Origin of the sequence: Micromonospora sp. NPDC005367, assembly GCF_040606825.1 — a bacterium.
Lineage (GTDB): Bacteria > Actinomycetota > Actinomycetes > Mycobacteriales > Micromonosporaceae > Micromonospora.
This window is the reverse complement of record NZ_JBEXFP010000051.1, coordinates 1-18,384: the sequence shown is the minus strand read 5'-3', so window position 1 is coordinate 18,384 and position 18,384 is coordinate 1. Positions and strand designations below refer to the sequence as shown.

The 18,384-nt window shown below is 73.4% G+C and carries 17 protein-coding genes and 1 riboswitch; of the genes, 1 reads left to right on the top strand and 16 read right to left on the bottom strand.

All coding sequences use genetic code 11. The features are described from left to right. The 5 genes from ABZS42_RS26620 to rpe all read right to left on the bottom strand — a co-directional run bounded on the left by ABZS42_RS26620 (nucleotide 1) and on the right by rpe (nucleotide 5,121). Nucleotides 1–1,263, bottom strand: a complete 1,263-nt coding sequence (locus ABZS42_RS26620; protein ID WP_355149745.1) for a bifunctional 3,4-dihydroxy-2-butanone-4-phosphate synthase/GTP cyclohydrolase II — start codon at nucleotides 1,261–1,263, stop codon at nucleotides 1–3. 67 nt (nucleotides 1,264–1,330) lie between these two features. Continuing rightward, nucleotides 1,331–2,005: a riboflavin synthase gene (locus tag ABZS42_RS26615; protein WP_355149743.1), complete on the bottom strand. Its 675-nt coding sequence runs from the start codon at nucleotides 2,003–2,005 to the stop codon at nucleotides 1,331–1,333. 1 nt (nucleotide 2,006) lies between these two features. Continuing rightward, entirely contained in the window at nucleotides 2,007–3,068 is a 1,062-nt protein-coding gene (gene ribD, locus ABZS42_RS26610; RefSeq protein ID WP_355149741.1) for a bifunctional diaminohydroxyphosphoribosylaminopyrimidine deaminase/5-amino-6-(5-phosphoribosylamino)uracil reductase RibD, read from the bottom strand. Nucleotides 3,069–3,231: 163 nt separating this feature from the next. Then, nucleotides 3,232–3,403: riboswitch (FMN riboswitch) on the bottom strand. Nucleotides 3,404–3,482: 79 nt separating this feature from the next. Next, the gene (locus tag ABZS42_RS26605; RefSeq protein WP_355149739.1) at nucleotides 3,483–4,439 is read right to left on the bottom strand and encodes a response regulator; all 957 of its coding nucleotides are present in this window, start codon (nucleotides 4,437–4,439) and stop codon (nucleotides 3,483–3,485) included. A 1-nt stretch (nucleotide 4,440) separates the two neighbouring features. Continuing rightward, nucleotides 4,441–5,121 carry a ribulose-phosphate 3-epimerase gene (gene rpe, locus ABZS42_RS26600; protein ID WP_355149737.1) on the bottom strand — a complete coding sequence of 227 codons (681 nt, stop codon included), beginning with the start codon at nucleotides 5,119–5,121 and terminating at the stop codon, nucleotides 4,441–4,443. 398 nt (nucleotides 5,122–5,519) lie between these two features. Here rpe and ABZS42_RS26595 point away from each other — a divergent pair, with 398 nt between their 5' ends. Continuing rightward, the gene (locus tag ABZS42_RS26595; protein ID WP_355149735.1) at nucleotides 5,520–6,407 is read left to right on the top strand and encodes a septum formation family protein; all 888 of its coding nucleotides are present in this window, start codon (nucleotides 5,520–5,522) and stop codon (nucleotides 6,405–6,407) included. Nucleotides 6,408–6,501: 94 nt separating this feature from the next. Here the strand turns inward: ABZS42_RS26595 and ABZS42_RS26590 are convergent, their stop codons facing one another. The 11 genes from ABZS42_RS26590 to pyrF all read right to left on the bottom strand — a co-directional run bounded on the left by ABZS42_RS26590 (nucleotide 6,502) and on the right by pyrF (nucleotide 17,923). Further along, complete coding sequence (locus tag ABZS42_RS26590) at nucleotides 6,502–8,052, bottom strand: transcription antitermination factor NusB (RefSeq protein WP_355149733.1); 1,551 nt, start codon at nucleotides 8,050–8,052, stop codon at nucleotides 6,502–6,504. Then, nucleotides 8,049–8,975, bottom strand: a complete 927-nt coding sequence (gene fmt, locus ABZS42_RS26585) for a methionyl-tRNA formyltransferase (RefSeq protein WP_355149731.1) — start codon at nucleotides 8,973–8,975, stop codon at nucleotides 8,049–8,051. The genes ABZS42_RS26590 and fmt overlap by 4 nt, the downstream gene beginning before the upstream one ends. Nucleotides 8,976–8,982: 7 nt before the next feature. Further along, the gene (gene def, locus ABZS42_RS26580; RefSeq protein ID WP_355149729.1) at nucleotides 8,983–9,546 is read right to left on the bottom strand and encodes a peptide deformylase; all 564 of its coding nucleotides are present in this window, start codon (nucleotides 9,544–9,546) and stop codon (nucleotides 8,983–8,985) included. Between the two features lie 191 nt (nucleotides 9,547–9,737). Next, entirely contained in the window at nucleotides 9,738–10,721 is a 984-nt protein-coding gene (locus tag ABZS42_RS26575) for an AAA family ATPase (RefSeq protein ID WP_355149727.1), read from the bottom strand. 266 nt (nucleotides 10,722–10,987) lie between these two features. Next, complete coding sequence (locus ABZS42_RS26570) at nucleotides 10,988–13,096, bottom strand: primosomal protein N' (RefSeq protein ID WP_355149725.1); 2,109 nt, start codon at nucleotides 13,094–13,096, stop codon at nucleotides 10,988–10,990. 59 nt (nucleotides 13,097–13,155) lie between these two features. Then, nucleotides 13,156–14,349, bottom strand: coding sequence for a methionine adenosyltransferase (metK, locus tag ABZS42_RS26565; RefSeq protein ID WP_355149723.1), 1,194 nt, complete (start codon nucleotides 14,347–14,349; stop codon nucleotides 13,156–13,158). Nucleotides 14,350–14,436: 87 nt separating this feature from the next. Beyond that, nucleotides 14,437–15,645, bottom strand: coding sequence for a bifunctional phosphopantothenoylcysteine decarboxylase/phosphopantothenate--cysteine ligase CoaBC (coaBC, locus tag ABZS42_RS26560; RefSeq protein ID WP_355149721.1), 1,209 nt, complete (start codon nucleotides 15,643–15,645; stop codon nucleotides 14,437–14,439). Between the two features lie 15 nt (nucleotides 15,646–15,660). Next, on the bottom strand, nucleotides 15,661–15,927 hold the full coding sequence (gene rpoZ, locus ABZS42_RS26555; protein WP_025617742.1) for a DNA-directed RNA polymerase subunit omega: 267 nt from the start codon (nucleotides 15,925–15,927) through the stop codon (nucleotides 15,661–15,663). A 106-nt stretch (nucleotides 15,928–16,033) separates the two neighbouring features. Next, nucleotides 16,034–16,567 carry a guanylate kinase gene (locus ABZS42_RS26550; RefSeq protein WP_355149719.1) on the bottom strand — a complete coding sequence of 178 codons (534 nt, stop codon included), beginning with the start codon at nucleotides 16,565–16,567 and terminating at the stop codon, nucleotides 16,034–16,036. A gap of 25 nt (nucleotides 16,568–16,592) precedes the next feature. Further along, on the bottom strand, nucleotides 16,593–16,910 hold the full coding sequence (gene mihF / locus ABZS42_RS26545) for an integration host factor, actinobacterial type (RefSeq protein WP_007458370.1): 318 nt from the start codon (nucleotides 16,908–16,910) through the stop codon (nucleotides 16,593–16,595). 173 nt (nucleotides 16,911–17,083) lie between these two features. Further along, complete coding sequence (pyrF, locus tag ABZS42_RS26540) at nucleotides 17,084–17,923, bottom strand: orotidine-5'-phosphate decarboxylase (protein WP_355149717.1); 840 nt, start codon at nucleotides 17,921–17,923, stop codon at nucleotides 17,084–17,086. Nucleotides 17,924–18,384 lie beyond the last annotated feature (461 nt).

Sequence of the window (18,384 nt, the reverse complement as noted above, 5' to 3'; positions counted from 1 at the left end):
CTATGCTCCGATCTCGTCACCGGCGGGCACCTTGCCGACCGGTGCCTCCGTGACGTCGTCCAACTCCAACAGGTGTCCCATCCGGTCCCGCTTGGTACGCAGGTACCGCACGTTCTCCGGGTGGGGACGCACCGGCAGCGGTTCCCGGCCGGTGATCGTCAGGCCGTACCCCTCCAGCCCGGCCCGCTTAGCCGGGTTGTTGGTGAGCAGCCGCATGGAGCGCACCCCGAGGTCGTAGAGGATCTGCGCGCCGGTGCCGTAGTCCCGGGCGTCGGCCGGCAGGCCGAGGTCCAGGTTGGCGTCCACGGTGTCCCGGCCCAGGTCCTGCAGCTGGTACGCCTGAAGCTTGTGCAGCAGTCCGATGCCCCGCCCCTCGTGGCCGCGCATGTAGAGCACCACTCCGCGTCCCTCGCCGGCGACCCGCGCCAGCGCGGCGTCGAGCTGCGGACCGCAGTCGCAGCGCAGCGAGCCGAAGACGTCCCCGGTGAGGCACTCGGAGTGCACCCGGACCACGACGTCCTTCCCGTCGCCGATCTCGCCGTACACCATCGCGACGTGCTCGGCGGCGTCGTGCGTGCTGCGGTACCCGATGGCCCGGAAGACCCCGTGCCGGGTCGGCATCCGCGTGTCGGCGACCTGCTCGATCTGCTTCTCCGTCCGCCGCCGGTACGCGATCAGGTCGGCGATGGTGATCATCGTCAGCGAGTGCTCGGCGGAGAATTTCTCCAGGTCCGGCACCCGCATCATGGTGCCGTCGTCGTTGACCATCTCGCAGAGCACGCCGGCCGGGTGCAGGCCGGCCAACCGGGTGAGGTCGATGGCCGCCTCGGTGTGCCCGGGGCGGCGCAGCACCCCGCCCTGCCGGGCCCGCAGCGGCACCACGTGCCCCGGCCGGGCCAGGTCGGCCGGCCCGGTGCTCGGGTCGGCGAGCAGCCGGATCGTGTGTGCCCGGTCGGCCGCCGAGATGCCGGTGGAGACGCCCTCCCGGGCGTCCACGGTCACCGTGTAAGCGGTTCCCCGCCGGTCCTGGTTGGTGTGGTGCATCGGCGGCAGGTCGAGTCGGTCGGCCTCGCTCTCGACGAGCGGCACGCAGATGAAACCGGAGGTGTGCCGGACCATGAACGCGACCAGCTCCGGGGTGGCCAGCTCGGCCGCGAAGATCAGATCGCCCTCGTTCTCGCGGTCGGCGTCGTCTACCACGACGACGGGCCGCCCCGCGGCGATGTCCGCGATCGCCTGCTCGATGGCGCCAAAGGTGGTCATGCCAATTCTCCGCTCCGCCGAACGGGCCGAGGCTCGGCCGCGTTAATGGATCCGGGACGCTCGCTCATCAGGCGACCTCGCCGGGTGAGCCGACCCCGCCGGGGCCGGTGATCGGGACGCCGGGCAGCGCCCCGGGCTCGCCGGCGGCCAGCCGGTCGCCGAGCAGCCGCTCGACGTACTTGGCCACCACGTCCACCTCGAGGTTCACCGGGTCGCCCACCTCGCGGGCGCCGAGGGTGGTGAGCTTCAGCGTCGTGGGGATCAGCCCCACCGAGAACCAGTCCGGGCCGACGGCGGCCACGGTCAGCGACACGCCGTCGACGGTGATCGAGCCCTTCTCCACCACGTACTGGGACAGGTGCGCGGGAAGCCGGAAACGGACCGTCTCCCACTGCTCCGCCGGCTCCCGGGAGAGCACCTCGCCGACGCCGTCGACGTGGCCCTGCACCAGGTGCCCACCGAGCCGGCTACCCAGCGTCGCGGCCCGCTCCAGGTTCAGCGGGGCGCCGGGGCGCAGCGTGCCGAGCGCGGAGCGGCGCAGGGTCTCGCCCATCACGTCCGCCGTGAAGACTCCCGCGTCGACGTCGACCACCGTCAGGCAGACGCCGTTGACGGAGATGGAGTCACCATGCCGAGCGTCGGCGGTGACCAGCGGGCCGCGGATGGCGACCAGCGCCGAGTCTCCCGCGGTCGCCGTCACGGCGACCACCTCACCCAGCTCCTCGACGATGCCGGTGAACATGTCAGCCCTCCCTCTTTCGGGGCAGCGCGGTGATCCGTAGATCCGGACCGATCTGCGTAACGTCGATCAACTCAAGATCGATGGCCTCAGCGATGGTCGTCACACCCGCGTCGATGAGCGCCACCGGTCCGGCGCCGAGCAGCCGGGGCGCGACGTACCCGACGATCTTGTCGACCAGCCCCTCCGCCAGGAACGCGCCGGCCAGCCGGGGGCCGCCCTCCAGCAGGACCGCCCGCACGCCGCGCTGGTGCAACTCGGCGAGGAGCGCCGGCAGGTCGACCCGGCCGTCCTTGCCGGCGCCGACCTCCGCCACGGTGGCGACCCAGGTCCGGGCCGCGCCGTCGCGGACCCGGGCGTCGGCGGGGGTACGCCCCTCGCTGTCCACCACCACCCGCAGCGGCTGGCGGATGGCGAGGCTGCCGTCGCGCAGGTTCCGGGCGGTGAGCCGGGGGTCGTCGGCGAGCACGGTGCCCACCCCGGCGACGACCGCGTCGACGGTGCCACGCAGCGCGTGCACGTCGATCCGGGCGGCCTCCGAGGTGATCCACATGCTGGTGCCGTCGGCCGCCGCCGATCGTCCGTCCAGCGTCGCGGCGTACTTCCAGGTCACGTACGGCCAGCCCCGGCGCATCGAGGTCAGCCAGGCGATGTTGCCGGCTTCCGCCTCGTTGGTGCGTACGCCCAGGTCGACCTGGACGCCGGCGGCGCGCAGGGTGGCAGCGCCGCCCGAGGCCACCGGGTTCGGGTCGGGCACGGCGATCACCACCCGGGCGACCCCGGCCTGGATGAGCGCGAGGCTGCAGGGGCCGGTGCGACCGGTGTGGTCGCAGGGCTCCAGCGTGACCACCGCGGTGCCGCCCCGGGCCCGTTCGCCGGCCTGCGCGAGCGCGACGATCTCGGCGTGCGGGCCGCCCGCGTACGCGTGGAAACCCTCACCGACGACCTCGCCGTCGGCGTCGAGCAGCACGCACCCGACCACCGGATTGGGGCTGGTGGTGCCGAGTCCACGCGCACCGAGTTCGATCGCACGACGCATCGCCTCGTCGACGGAGACGCTCGCCATTCGCCTTGTCCCTGCCTTCTCGCTCGCCGGGGGCGCGCGGGCGGGGTCGGGAGGCGGCATCGGGCCGCGGGCGTGCGGCGGCGGAGATCCGGGTACGGCACAGCCGACCCGCAGGGATGACACGGCACGCCGAGGTCGGCGGCCGGGCACACCCGTCCGTCCCGCGCGCTGTCTCCCATCCGGACTGTCTGGGGGCGGAATGTCCCGCTCCCAACCGTCGGCCCCGGATTCACACCAGGTCCACCGGTCAGCAGAGCCGACCGGGTCGCGGGCTGACCACGATCTCGCCGTGGATCACCGCCGGTTCGGAATTTCACCGAGTCCCGCCAGCGCGTGGTGGGTACAGGGAAGTCTTACACGCCGAGCGGCTGCCGCCGCCACCTGGGCGAGGTAGTTCACACCGGCCTCGCCGGCTCAGGTGACTCCACGTCGCCGGTCGACCGCCACATACGACCCGGGTTGGCTCTTGGCCACCGACTTCATCTCACTGGCGACCGCGATCGCCTCGAGCGGGTCGGTGAAGCGTTTGCCGGCATCGGAGACGGAGACACCGATCGACAGGGTGACCAGCGCGGCCCGGCGGATGTTGCCCCGCCGGTCCTTGAGCTCGACGTAGCCGCGCTCCCGGTCGATCGGGTCGTAGAGCGAGTCGGCCGACTTCTCGAAGTCCACCACGGCCTGCGAGGTCAGCGGCCGGATCTGGTCCGGGGCGCAGACGATGACGAAGTCGTCGCCGCCGACGTGACCGAGGAACGCCGGTGGGAGCCCGACGGAGACCACTGCCCGGTGCACGCTGCGGGCCAGGGCCGAGATGAAGTCGTCGCCACGGACGAAGCCGTACCGGTCGTTGACGCTCTTGAACCGGTCGATGTCGATGTACCCGACGGCGTAGTCGGCGCCGCTGCGCACCCGGTCGGAGATCTCCCGCCGGATCCGGCTGTTCCCCGGCAGACCGGTCAGCGGCGAGACCTCCCGGAACTCCTTGTTGCGGCGCAGCGTGGAGCTGACCCGGGCCACCAGCTCGGCGGTGTCGAACGGCTTGACCAGGTAGTCGTCGGCGCCCGCGCTGAGGCCGTGCACCTTGTCGACGGTCATCCCCTTGGCCGTCAGCATGATCACCGGCAACGCCGAGGTCATCGGGTCGGCGCGCAGCCGCCGGGTCAGCTCGAGGCCGTCGATCCGAGGCATCATCAGGTCGACCACCGCGAGGTCGGGCCGCTGCCGCTCGATCACCTCGAGCGCCTCCTGGCCGTCCGCGGCGTGGATCACCTCGAAGCCGTGCAGCCGGAGGTTGAACTCGACGAAGCGTGCGATGTCCTCGTCATCGTCGACGACGAGGATGACGTCCGGTCGCTCCTCCGCCGTGTCCACGTCAGGCCCCGGCGATCGCGCGTTCCGCGAGGGCCCGAAGCCGGCGTACGGCCTCGGCGGGATCGTCGGCGCCGTAGACCGCGGTGCCGGCCACGAAGGCGTCGGCACCGGCCGCGGCGGCCTGCTCGATGGTGTCGGCGGCGATCCCGCCGTCGACCTCGATACGCAGCTCCAGGTGCCCGGCGGCGACGTGCCGTCGGGCGGCGCGCACCTTGTCCAGCAGTTGCGGAATGAAACGCTGCCCGCCGAAACCGGCCTTGATCGTCATGATCAGCAGGGTGTCGAAGCTCGGCAGCAGGTCGAGGTACGGCTCGATCGGGGTGTCCCGGTCGATCGCCAGCCCGGCCTTCGCCCCGGCCGAGCGCAGGTCCTTGGCGAGCGCCACCGGGTCGTCGCACGCCTCGGCGTGGAACGTGACGTTGTACGCCCCGGCGTCGGCGTAGCCGGGTGCCCACCGTCGCGGATCCTCGATCATGAGGTGCACGTCGAACGGCAGTTCGGTGGCCGCCCGGAGGCTCTGCACCACCGGCAATCCGATGGTCAGGTTCGGCACGAAGTGGTTGTCCATGACGTCGACGTGCAGCCAGTCGGCGGCACCCTCGACGGCACGGACCTCGTCGGCGAGGTGGGCGAAATCGGCGGCGAGGATGCTCGGCGCGACGATCGGCGGCGGTACGGTCACCGGGCAAGTGTACGAACGTCGCCGCCGGTCACCGCCGGCACGGCAGCATCCGCGACGGGGCGCGACCCGACAGTGACCGCCGGTGCGGAATCGGCCGGCCCGGGCGGGCGATCCCGGACGGGCGGACATCCGCGACTGGCCGATCGGCGCGAACCCGGCGACACTCCACCCCAGACGGTGACGCATCGCCCGGGGCCTCGGCGCACCCGCCACGGACGACATCGACGGTCACCGGATTCCGGTGAAGCGACGACCGGAAGCTCACCCGGTCGATGCGCGGGGTGGGGCCACAGGGACTACCAGCGATCTGAATGGCGGTGCCGTATGCTCCAGCGCCGTGGCGCAACCGGTCGATGATCGCCGGTGGGCGTGACCACGGTCGGCGGGGAGGTCGGCGGATGCGACGGTGGTGGACGGCGGCCGTGGTGAGCACGGTGGCGGTGCTGGGACTCGCCGGGTGCGCCCCGGCCGGTCTCGACGCGGAACTCACCGATGACTGGCCCGCGTTCGCCGCGGCCGAGGCGTTCGTCCCCGAGCCGGGAGTCTGTCACCTCGCCATCCAGGACGTCGGTTATCTCAGCGCCTACAGCCCCGTCGACTGCGGCGGGCCGCACCGGACGGAGACCCTGCACGTCGGCACGCTCACCGGTGCGGGCGCGCAGCGGAGCACGCCGCCACCGGCCGGCTCGGTGGGCATGCGCGCCGCGCGCACCGAATGCGACCGGGAGGTCAACAAGGCGGTCGGCGCCGACTGGCGCTCCGGCCGGCTGAACGTCGACGTGGTCTTCCCGTCACCCGCCGCGTGGACCGGCGGGGCCCGGTGGTTCCGCTGCGACGTCAGCGAGATCGCGAGCCTCGACAAGCCTGACATCGACGCGCGTTCGGGAAGCCTGCGGGACACCCTGAAGGGCACGTCCAAGCTGGCGTACGGCTGTTTCGACCCGAAGCTGGTCAAGGATGACATCGAGGAGATGGTCCCGAAGGCCTGCACCGCCAAGCACCACGCCGAGTTCGTCGGGGTTTACCAGGCGCCGGACATCAGCTACGCCGAGTTCACCAGCACCACCCTCAGCCTGCACAAGGCGTGCCGGAAGCTGATCGCCTCGTACGTGAAGGTGCCGAACGACTCCGACATGCAGTACCGGGCCGGGACGATCTTCTACCACCCGCTCGAGGAAGCCTGGAAGAACGGCAACCGTGGCGTGCAGTGCTTCCTCTGGGTCAGCGACCGCACCCTCACCCGCTCGATGAAGGGCGCCGGCGACAAGGGCCTCCCGGTCCGCTGACCGCTGCCGTTCCTACCCGGCACCGGCCTCCTGCAACGGAAGGAGTGGCCTTCGCAGGCGCGAAGGCCACTCCTTCCCTAAGTGGGCGCCGGGGTCAGCCGCGGCGGAGGACGGCCAGGAACATCGCGTCGGTGCCGTGCCGGTGCGGCCACAGCTGCACGGTCGGGCCGTCCCCCAGCCCCGGCATACCGGCCGGCAGCAGCGGGCGGGCGTCGACGAAGTCGACCGGGACACCGGAACGCCGGGCCGCCTCGGTCACCGTCACGTGCGTCTCCACCGTGTGCGGCGAGCAGGTGACGTAGGCGACGACGCCGCCGGGGCGTACCGCGCGCAGCGCCGCGGCGAGCAGCTCGCGCTGCAACCGGGTCAGCGCGGAGAGATCGGACGGTTGCCGCCGCCAGCGGGACTCCGGGCGACGCCGCAGCGAGCCCAGGCCGGTGCAGGGGGCGTCGACCAGGACACGGTCGAAGTGATCCTCCGGCAGCTTCGCGTCCTGCCCGACGGTACGGCCGTCCGTGTGCAGCACGGTCACCGGCAGATCCCGGGTGGCCCGGGCGACCAGCCGGGCCCGGTGCTCGGCCACCTCGACGGCGGTCAACCGGGCGCCGCGCTCGGCGGCGATGGCGCCGAGCAGACCGGCCTTGCCGCCCGGCCCTGCGCAGAGGTCGAGCCAGCGACCGTCCGGGCCGTCCAGCGGCGCGGCCGTCAACGCGGTCGCCACCAGCTGCGAGCCCTCGTCCTGCACGTGGGCCCGCCCGTCGGCCACCGCCGCCAGGTCACCCGGGGCGCCGCCGCTCAGGTAGACGGCGTACGGCGAGAAGGCGCCCGGCGCGCCACCGACCTCGTCGGCCAGCTCCACCGCGCCGATGCGCCCAGGGCGGGCGCACAGGTGCACCGGGGGCCGCTCGTTGTCCTCGATCAGCAGCCGGGTCGTCTCACCGAGGTCACCGCCGAGCGCCTCGGCGAACGCCCGCACCACCCACTGCGGGTGGCTGTAGGCGAGCGCCAGGTGCCCGACCGGGTCGCTCTCCGGGCTCGGCGCGAGCCGCTCCACCCAGGCGTCGGCGTCCCGCTCGGCGACCTCCCGCAGCACCGCGTTGGCGAAGCCGGTGGCGCCCTGCCCGACCATGCGGACCAGGTCGACCGTGGAGGAGACCGCCGCGTGCGCCGGCACCCGGGTGTGCAGAAGCTGGTACGCCCCGAGGCGCAGCGCGTCCCGCACCGGCGGGTCGATCCGCTGCACGTCCCGCCCGGCCGCCGCCGTCAGGATCGCGTCCAGCGTGCCGAGGTGGCGCAGCGTGCCGTACGTCAGTTCGGTGGCGAACGCCGCGTCCCGGCCGGTCAGCCCCTCCTCACGGAGGATGGCCGGCAGGACCAGGTTGGCGAAGGCGTCGTCCCGGTGCACCGCGGCGACCGCCTCGTACGCGGCCTGCCGCGGGCGGTCCACGGGTGGCCGGCCGCCCCGGCCGCCGCGCCGGTCCGTGCCGGCGCGCGCGGACCAGCGCCCGCCCGGGGCCGGTCGCCCATCGCCGGGCCGGTCACGGCGCCCGCGCGCGCCCCACTGTCCATCGCCGGGGCTGGCTGGGCGGAGGTCGGACCGCTCGTCGGGCGAACCCTCGTCGCGTACCGGTCCGGGGCTGCTCATACTAGGTCCTCTCCGGCCGCGACCCGGGCACCGCGTGCCCAGTCGGTCGCTGGCATCGCCCGCTTGCCCGCGGCCCGCACCTCGCCCAGCCGTACCGGGGTGGTGGCGGTGCCGACGAGCACGCGCGACTTCTCGACAAGCAGCTCACCGGGCTTCAGCGCGGGAGCGTCCGGCACCGGGACGACCGGGCCCAGCTTGATCCGCTCACCGCGGAACGTGCTCCACGGGCCGGGCGCCGGGGTGCAGGCACGGACCCGGCGGTCCACCGCGAAGACCGGATCGGTCCAGCGCACCCGGGCGTCCTCCACGGTGAGCTTCGGGGCCAGCGACACCCCGTCGGCCGGCTGCGGCTCGGCCCGGGCGCTGCCGTCCTCGATCGCGTCGAGCACGGCGACGAGCAGACCCGAGCCGGAGACGGCGAGCCGATCGAGCAGGTCACCCGAGGTGTCGGTCGGGCGGATCTCGTCGGTGAGCGTGCCGTAGACCGGCCCGGTGTCCAGCCCTTCCTCGAGCTGGAAGACGCTGGCCCCGGTCAGCTCGTCGCCGTGCAGCACGGCGTGCTGCACGGGCGCCGCGCCACGCCAGGCCGGCAGCAGGGAGAAGTGCAGGTTGACCCAGCCGTGCCGGGGGATCTCCAGCGCGGCCGGCGGAACCAACGCCCCGTACGCGACCACGGGCACGCAGTCCGGCGCGAGTTCACGCAGCCGGGCCAGGAACTCGGGCTCGCGGGGACGGGCCGGCGTGAGCACCTCGACACCGTGCTCGTCCGCCCACGCCCCGACCGGGGATCGGGACAGGCCCCGACCGCGCCCGGCGGGCGCGTCGGGACGGGTGACCACGGCCACCAACTCGTGCCGGGAGGCGGCGACGGCGGCCACTGACGGGACCGCGACGGCCGGCGTGCCGGCGAAGATCACACGCACCGGACGATCACCCACCCAGACCGAAGGGGCTGCCGGCCGAGCCGTGCGGGTTGAGCTTGACCACCGGCGGGGCGGCGGGGTCGTACCACTCCGCCTGGCGGATCGCCTTCATCGCCTCCTTGCGCCCGGCCTGGTCGAGCCGGTCGACGAAGAGCACGCCGTCGAGGTGGTCGGTCTCGTGCTGCACGCAGCGGGCCATCAGGCCGGTGCCGACGATCTGCATCGGGTCGCCGTAGCCGTTGAAGCCCTTGGCGATCACGTTCTGCCGGCGCTTGGTGTCGAAGTAGAGCCCGGGGATGGAGAGGCAGCCCTCCGGGCCGTCCTGCTCCTCGGAGTCGGGGAACTCGAGTACCGGATTGACCAGGTGGCCGAGGACGTCGTCGACGTCGAAGGTGAACACCCGCAGACCCACCCCGAGCTGCGGCGCGGCCAGGCCGGCGCCGTTCTGCTCACGCATGGTGTCGGTCAGGTCGGCGATGAGCCGGCGCAGCTCGACGTCGAAGTCGACCACCGGGTCGGCCGGCGTGCGCAGCACCGGATCCCCGAACAGACGGATGGGCTGGACGGTCACGCGGGACGGCTCCTTAGGGTGGGACGATCATCGAGGCCGTACCAGTCTACGGAGTGCCGCGGCCGGACCCGGCCGGCGTACGGTGATCGATCGGCGCGGGTGTGCGCAGCGTCACGCCCGGCGGCGCCGGACGCGGGAAGCCGTCGGTCCGAGCCGCCGCGGCGGGAGCCGGGCGGCCGTGCCCTCGTCGGTCAGGCGCCGTGGCCCGGCTCGCCGGCGAGTACCGCGTCCCCGCCGAGCAGGGCGTGCTCGGGCAGCGGCAACTCGATGCCGTGCGCGGCCTCCCAGTCGTAGACCTTGCCGGGGCTGACCTGCGCAGTGAAGTACTCCACCGCGCTCATGCCGCCGACGACCGGCTCGTCCACCTCGGCGGCGAGCTGCGCCGGAACGAGGTGGAAGCCACTCTGCAGCGCGGCGCTGAGCCGCCGGTGCCCGTCGACCACGAAGAAGTACTCACCGGTGTAGCCGATCCGCAGCGGCTCCATCGCCTCGTCGCCGGCACCGGCCACCTCGCCCACGTACTCCGAGTCCCAGAGCCCGCGCAGGGTGGCGATGTCCTCGGTCGGGTAGACCCGGGCCGGGTCGAGCAGCAGCAGCGGCGGCTCGTCCCGCAGCACGTCGGCGCCGAGCGTCCCCTCGTACGCCGCGATCACGTGCTCGATCACCTCCTCCGGCGTGGCCCGGGTGGTGTCGCAGATGAGGTCGTAGTTGCGCAGCCGGGCCTTGTCCACCCCGTACCGGATGATGAACCGGCCCCGCTCGCTCTCGCTGCGTTCGCGGAGCTTGGCCTTGGCCTCCTCCTGCGAGGTGTAGCTCTCCGCCGGCCCGGACGGGCGGGCGAGCACCCGGCGGGCGGCCTCGCCCGGCTCGGTGATCATGTGCACCTTGAGCGCGTCGGTGAAGAAGTGCCAGGCCAGGCGGGAGTCCATGACGAGGCTCTCACCGGAGGCGGCGATGTCCCGCTGGAGCTGGTCGACGTAGCCGTCGACCGCCTGGTCGAGTTCGGCGTGCAGGTTGAGCTGCAGGGCGGTCATCTGCCGCTCCTGCGCCATCTGCCGGTACAGGTCGCCGACGCTGACCCGGCGCAGGCCCAGCCGCTTGGCGACCTCGATCGACACGGTGCTCTTCCCGCTGCCGAGGTCACCGTTGAAGACGATCGACTGACGAACGGTCACGACTGGTCCACCCCTGATCACCGGAGACTCGAACTCATCGTCCTGGCGTGGCCTCGACGCATTCCCCCATCGTCGTGCCATGGTCCGCCCGGCATGACGGGCGATGCTACCACCCGATAATCAGGCTCCCGCCGCACGCGGCGTGCGACATCGCGTGGCCCACCCTCCTGCGCACTCTCCCGGAAATCATGGCTGTTCAACGCCGAATGGCCAGGCTTTCCGCGAAGAAGGTCCCAGCTCCGGCGGGATGGTCGGGAGGCGGAGGGTCAGAAGAGGTCGAGCGGGTCGACCTGGAGGCGGACCGGGTCGGCGGCCTTGCGGGCGCTGCGCGCGCCGACGGCGGCGTGCAACGCGCCGGCCAGCGCGGCCGCCCGCGCCCGCGGCACCCGCACCAGCATCCGTTCCCGCTCACCGTCGGCCGGGACCGGACCGAGCACCTCAGCGTCGTCGGGCAGCCGCGCCTCGTCGAGCAGGTCGGCCACGGCCGCGGGCAGTCCGGTCACGCTGGCCATCCGGACGGCGGGCGGGAAGCCCAGCTCGCGCCGCTCGGCCAACTCACGGGCCGCGAACCAGCCGGCGTCCCATCGCAGCAACGCCTGCACCGGCGCGAGCGCGCCGTCGGCGACCACCACCACCCGGCCGCCGGCTCCGGCGGGTCGGGCCAGCGCAGCCGCGGTCAGCCAGCGCCGCAGCGCCTCCTCCCCGGCGCGCAGGTCGGCCCGGGTGAGCAGCGCCCACGAGTCGAGCAGCAGCACCGTGCCGTAGCCGCCCTCCGCCAACGGTTCGGCGCCCGGCGTGGCGATCACCAGACCCGCCCCACCGGGCACGCCGGCGAGCACCTCGTCCCGGCCGGACGTGCGGACCGGCACGCCGGGAAACGCCCGTCCCAGCTCCTCGGCGGTGCGCCGGGCACCGGTGACCGCGGCGCGCAGCCGCCGTCCACCACATTCGGGACAGGCGTACGCGGCGGTGACCCGGCCGCACCAGCGGCACGCGGGCGGCGCCGTCGCGGAGGGCAGCGCGAGCGGACCCGCGCAGTGCGGGCAACGGGCCGGCGTGCGGCACTGCGCGCAGGAGAGCGAGGGCAGGTAGCCGCGGCGGGGCACCTGCACCAGCACCGGCAGGTCTGCGCGGAGTGCGTCCCGGGCCGCCGTCCAGGCCAGGCTGGGCAGCCGCGCCGTGGCCGCTCCGGGGTCGCGGGCCAGCTGCGGGTCGTCGCCCGTCGGCGCGATCGCGGGGGTACGCGTCCGCACCGTGGCCCGGTCGGCGACCACCTCCCGCGCCCACCCGGTGTCCAGCAGCAGCTGAGCCTCGGCCGTGCGGGCGAACCCGCCCACCAGCGCACCGGCCTCGGCCAGCTGCGCCCGGGTGAGCAACACCTCGCGGGTGTGCGGGTACGGGGCGCGTGGTTCGGCGTGCAGGTCGTCCCCGTCGTCCCAGATCGCGACGAGGCCCAGCCGCTCGACCGGGGCGAACATCGCGGCGCGGGTGCCGATCACCACCGGCACGTCACCGCGCCGCGCGGCGAGGAAGGCCCGGTAACGGCGGGCCGGGCCGAGCGCCGCCGAGAGACAGACGTGCCGTCCCGGGCCGAGCACGGCGCCCACCGCCGCGTCGAGGCGGTCGAGGTCACGGTTGTCGGCGACCACCACCACGGCGCCCCGGCCGCTGGCGACGGTCGCGGCGACCGCCTCGGCGTACCGGGTCGCCCAGTCCTCCCCCGCCAGGGCGGACCAGACCGCCCGGGGCGCCCTCCCGTCGGCCAGCGCCCGAAGGTAGGCCGGACCCGTCGGATAGTCGCGCCACCCGCCGTGCCCGGGCTCCGTCGGGGGTCTGCGCTGTCCGGGCGGGACCGTCGTGGACACGGCGGGCGCGGGCCCGCCGGTCGCGGACTCTCCGGAACCGGGCAGAGCCGACGCGGGCGGGGCCGACGCGGGCGTGACGGCCGGGGCCGCCTCGGGCTCGCGTGCCGCCGGCACGGGCGTGACGGCCGGGGCCGCTTCGGTCTCCGGCCCGGCCGGCAGGGTCGTCGCCGGCCCGGCGGCGCCCTCCCGGCGGTCCTCCTTCTCCACCCGGGCGTGCCGCGGCGGCACGGCGAGCCGGAGCACGTCGGCGAGGCTGCCGGCGTACCGGTCGGCGACCGCCCGGGCCAGTCGGGCCACCTCCGGCGACAGCACCGGCTCCGGGGACACGACCTTCTCCAGGTACGCCAGCCGGGGGTGGTCGGAGCTGTCGACCCGTTCCAGGAGCCACCCGTCCACCAGCTGCCCGGCGAAGCGGACCTTCACCCGGGTGCCCGGCACCGCCTGCTCGTCCAGCGCGGCCGGGACCAGGTAGTCGAAGAGCCGGTCCAGGTGGGCCAGTCCGACGTCCACGCAGACGCGTGCGACCGGCGACCCGTCAGCGGGTCGCCGGTCGCGGCGCGTGGCGCTGGTCAGGCTCCCGCGACCGACTTGAGGTCGGCGGCCCGCTCGGTGCTCTCCCAGGTCAGCGCCGGCAGCTCCCGGCCGAAGTGGCCGTACGCCGCGGTCTGCTGGTAGATCGGGCGGAGCAGGTTCAGGTCCCGGATGATCGCAGCCGGGCGCAGGTCGAAGACCTCGGAGACGGCCTTCTCGATCGAGGCCACCGGCACGGTCTCGGTGCCGAACGTCTCGATGAAGAGGCTGACCGGGTGCGCCTTGCCGATCGCGTACGCGACCTGCGCCTCGCAGCGCTCGGCGAGGCCGGCGGCGACGACGTTCTTGGCCACCCACCGCATCGCGTACGCGGCCGAGCGGTCCACCTTCGACGGGTCCTTGCCGGAGAACGCCCCGCCACCGTGGCGGGCGTACCCGCCGTAGGTGTCGACGATGATCTTGCGACCGGTGAGGCCCGCGTCGCCCATCGGGCCACCGATCTCGAACCGGCCGGTCGGGTTGACCAGCAGCCGGTAACCCTCGGTGTCCAGGCCCAGGCTCTCGAGCTCCGGAGCGATGACGTGCTCGCGGATGTCCGGGGTGAGCAGCGACTCCAGCGAGATGTCCGCCGCGTGCTGGCTGGAGACCACCACGGTGTTCAGCCGGACCGGGCGCAGCCCCTCGTACTCGATGGTGACCTGCGTCTTGCCGTCCGGCCGGAGGTACGGGATCGTGCCGTCCTTGCGCACCGCCGCCAGCCGGCGGGCCAGCCGGTGGGCGAGGGCGATCGGCAGTGGCATCAGCTCCGGCGTCTCGGAGCAGGCGAAGCCGAACATCATGCCCTGGTCACCGGCGCCCTGCGCGTCCAGCGCGCTCTCCGACGTCCCGGTACGCAGCTCGAAGGCGTTGTCCACGCCCTGCGCGATGTCCTCCGACTGGGCGCCGATGGAGACGCTGACCCCGCACGACGCGCCGTCGAAGCCCTTCTTCGACGAGTCGTAACCGATGTCGAGGATGGTCCTGCGGACGATGGTCGGGATGTCCGCGTACGCCTTTGTGGTGACCTCGCCGGCGATGTGCACCTGGCCGGTGGTGATGAGGGTCTCCACCGCGACCCGGCTGCGTGGGTCCTCGGTGAGCAACGCGTCGAGGATACCGTCGCTGATCTGGTCGGCGATCTTGTCCGGGTGGCCTTCCGTGACCGATTCGGACGTGAAGAGGCGGCGTGTCACGGCACTCCTAAGCGTGTGAAAGTCGTTCGGCGGAAGTCTAGTCACCACGGTCCGTTGCGGCGGAGTCGGTCGTGTCCGATTCCACCCTCACGGGCGACCGGGCAAGCGCGTCACGACGAGGTCCCAGACGCCGTCGGCGAGGTCCCCCTTGGACTGTTCGGGCATCTGGGTGACCGAACCGTCGGCACCGACGACGGTCGCCGCGTTGTTGTCGGCGCCGAAGACCTTGTCCGTACCCACCTCGTTGATGACGATGAGGTCGGCTCGCTTCCGGGCCAGTTTGGCTCGGCCGTTCGCCTCGGCGTCACCGGTCTCCGCGGCGAACACCACCAGCACCTGTTCCGGCCGGCGACGCTCACCGAGCTCGGCGGCGATGTCCGGGTTGGTGACGAGCTCGATGGTGGGCGCGCTGCCGTCGTCCGCCTTCTTGATTTTGCCAGGCGCGTAGACGGCCGGGCGAAAATCGGCCGGAGCCGCAGCCATCACCACCGCGTCGGCGTCGGCTGCCGCCTTCAGCGTGGCCTCCCGCAGCTCCGCCGTCGTGCCCACGCGGACCAGATCGACTCCCGCAGGGTCGGGCAACGACACGTTGGCCGAGATCAGGGTGACCTGGGCGCCGCGCGCCACCGCCGTGCGGGCGAACGCGTAGCCCTGCTTGCCGGAGGAACGGTTGCCCAGGAAGCGGACCGGATCCAGCGGTTCGCGGGTGCCGCCGGCGGTGACCACCACCCGGCGCCCGGCCAGGTCGGCGGGGGCGCCGACGCCCCGCGCCAGCACCCGGCGGGCGACCGCGAAGATCTCGGCCGGGTCGGGGAGGCGACCCTTGCCCGTGTCGACGCCGGTCAGTCGCCCGACCGCCGGTTCGACGACCAGCAGGCCGCGGGAGCGCAGGGTGGCGACGTTGGCCACGGTTGCGGGGTGCTCCCACATCTCGGTGTGCATGGCCGGGGCCAGCACCACCGGGCAACGAGCGGTGAGCAACGTGTTGGTGAGCAGGTCGTCGGCGAGACCGTGTGCGGCCTTGGCGAGCAGGTCGGCCGTGGCCGGCGCGACCACGACGAGGTCGGCGTGCTGGCCGAGGCGCACGTGCGGCACCTCGTGCACGTCGGACCAGACGTCGTCGGCGACCGGTTGCCCGGAGAGCGCCGCCCAGGTCGGCGCCCCGACGAAGCGGAGCGCCGACGCGGTCGGCACGACCCGGACCCGGTGGCCCGATTCGGTGAAGAGCCGCAGCAGCTCACACGCCTTGTAGGCGGCGATGCCGCCACCGACCCCGAGGATGATCTCGGCGGACATCGCGGTGCGGCGGTACTACGGCTGGTCGGTCGGCTCGGCGGTGAGCAGCCCGGAGTTGATCTCGCGCATGGCGATGGAGAGCGGCTTCTCCTGCGGGGTGGTCTCGACCAGCGGGCCGACGTACTCCAGCAGGCCCTCACCGAGCTGGCTGTAGTACGCGTTGACCTGGCGGGCCCGCTTGGCCGCGAAGATGACGAGCGCGTACTTCGACGTCGTCTTCTCGAGGAGTTCGTCGATCGGCGGGTTGGTGATGCCCTCGGGGTTGGTGGCGATGGATCCCACGAATTACCTCTGCGTCTGTCGAACCGCCCAAGCGGTGCGGACTGGCGACCGCGGCCGACTCGCGTGAACCGCGGCCGACTCCGGACCGCGCTGGCGCGAGAGGCTCCTAGCCCCGCACGCGCGGACCGGCCGGAGTCGGATAAGAAGAACCGAGAAAGCCTACCAGCTCATCTGCGACGCGATCGGTCAGGTCGTGCATGAGGGTGAGTTCGAAGGCGGCAGCGACGGCCGGGTCAGGCCGGCGGCCCGGGGGGTTGAGCAGTACCAGCCGGGCGCCGGCGAGGCGTTCCCGGACGGCGAGGGCGCCCGGGACGTCGAGCGGCAGTAGCACCGGCTGCCCGGCGGTGAGCCGGGAGCGCAGGGGTTCGTACGGGGTGCCGCGCCGGTACGGGCCGGCCCGGGACCACTCCAGCAGGCCACCCGCGGCGATCAGCCGATCGAACCCGGCGGGGGTCAGGAAGACCCGGTCCACCCCGTCGACCTCGCCGTCGTGGCGGGGCCGGGTGGTGGCCGGAACCGGCCGCCACACAGCGGGCGAGCGCGCCCGGACGAGCTCGACGACACTCTCCCGGCCCATGCCCGACGGGCCGGCCAGGACAGTGAGCCAAACCGCCGGACGCGCCGCGCCTTCCGTGCTCACTGCTTGTTTCTACACGCTACCGCGCTCAGTTGGCGGCGAACTCTCCAAGCAGTGCCTTGCGCTGCTGCTCGCCGAGGCCCCGCAGGCGGCGGCTGTCGGCGATCTTGAGCTTCTCCATGATCTGGGTGGCCCGGATCTTGCCGATGCCCGGCATCGCCTGCAGGACGGCCGACACCTTCAGCTTGCCCACGACGTCGTCGGACTCGGCCCGCTCGAGAACGGCTCCGAGGGTGGTCTTGCCCTGCTTGAGCTGCTCCTTCAGCTCAGCACGGGCCTTGCGGATCTCCGCGGCCTTCTCCAGCGCGGCAGCGCGCTGTTCGGGGGTCAGTGACGGGAGCGGCACCAGTTCTCCTCAGGTCCCTATAGCGGTGGGCGGGACGCACCACCGCACTGTGAAACGTGGTGTCGCTGTGAACCAAGGGGTCCGTGGTTCCCAGCGCGGGGAAAACTAGCGGTCGCCGGACGTTTCGGCAACGTGGACGCGCGATGATCATCGCAAAGTGACCGAGCCGTCAGTCAGCCCGCGACGGGTACGACGGCCTTGCACGCGGCCAGCGCGCGGTCCGCCGCGGCCCGCAGCGCGGCCACGTCCGGGCCCGCGCCCAACACCTCGCGGGAGTACGACGGGAGCACCGCGGGCAGGCTCGCGCCGAAGACCGTACGCAGATCGGCGGCGGTCGCGCCCTGCGCGCCGAGGCCCGGCGCGAGCAACGGACCGCCGACCCGGGACAGGTCGTGACCGGTGTCGCCGATGGTCGCCCCGACCACCAGCCCGAGGCTGCCGAGCGGCTCCGCACCGGCGTTGAGCTGGGAAATCTCGTCGATCACGGTCTGCGCGACGGTCCGCCCGTCGGAGGTGCGGGCATGCTGCACCTCGGGCCCCTCCGGGTTCGAGGTGAGGGCGAGCACGAAAACGCCGCCGCCGTGCTCGGCGGCGAGCTCGAACATCGGGGCCAGCGAACCTACTCCCAGGTAGGGGCTCGCGGTCACCGCGTCGACATACAGCGGCCTGGATGGGTCAAGGTACGCCTCGGCGTACGCGCGGACGGTCGATCCGATGTCGCCGCGCTTGATGTCGAGGAGAACGAGCGAGCCGCGATCCCGCAACTGTCGGATAGTTGACTCAAGAATCGCGACACCTCGGGCACCGAATCGCTCGAAGAATGCCGACTGAGGCTTGACCACCGCAACCCGGTCACCGAGGGCGTCAACGACGGTCCGGGCGAACCGGTCGAGCCCGTCCACGTCGTCCGACAGCCCCCACCGGGCCAGCAGCCCCGGGTGCGGATCGATCCCGACGCAGAGCGGCCCCCGCTCGGCCACGGCCCGGTACAACCGGGCGCCGAAGGTCTCCATCCCCATGCTTCCTCTCGTGGTCACCACGGACGGCCCGATGCCGCCCGCGTACGCCTCTTGCGCCGGCTCGGCGGCCCCGAATCGCGCCCCCGCCGGCCACCCTGCTCCACGGCCGCCGCAGCGGCCCGCACGACCCGTTGTCCGGCCCGTGCGGCCCGTTGACCGGCCCGTGCGGCCTCCGGGCCGGGTTGACCGGCCAGTCCCGCGTCCCGGGCCGGTTGACGGGCCGGTGCGGCGTCCGGGCCGCCACGCACCGCTCAACCGGCCGCCACCGCCCTCACGACGGCCGCGATACCCGGGGTCGGGCAAGCGGGGCCGCACGGCACGGACGAGAACCCGGACCGCGCCGCCGGAGCCGCTCGCCGGCCACCGCGGGCGCACGCCCCGCCGCCGTCCCCCGCCCGCCACCGACCTCGGCCACAAACGTCAACCGCACGCAGCCGCCCGCCGGCCGCCACCGC

Bases quoted from the DNA above. Each gene is read 5' to 3' on its own strand.
- ABZS42_RS26620 (WP_355149745.1), bottom strand. From the start codon at position 1,263: ATGACCACCTTTGGCGCCATCGAGCAGGCGATCGCGGACATCGCCGCG.
- ABZS42_RS26615 (WP_355149743.1), bottom strand. From the start codon at position 2,005: ATGTTCACCGGCATCGTCGAGGAGCTGGGTGAGGTGGTCGCCGTGACG.
- ribD (WP_355149741.1), bottom strand. From the start codon at position 3,068: ATGGCGAGCGTCTCCGTCGACGAGGCGATGCGTCGTGCGATCGAACTC.
- ABZS42_RS26595 (WP_355149735.1), top strand. From the start codon at position 5,520: ATGCGACGGTGGTGGACGGCGGCCGTGGTGAGCACGGTGGCGGTGCTG.
- ABZS42_RS26590 (WP_355149733.1), bottom strand. From the start codon at position 8,052: ATGAGCAGCCCCGGACCGGTACGCGACGAGGGTTCGCCCGACGAGCGG.
- coaBC (WP_355149721.1), bottom strand. From the start codon at position 15,645: ATGTCCGCCGAGATCATCCTCGGGGTCGGTGGCGGCATCGCCGCCTAC.
- pyrF (WP_355149717.1), bottom strand. From the start codon at position 17,923: ATGGAGACCTTCGGCGCCCGGTTGTACCGGGCCGTGGCCGAGCGGGGG.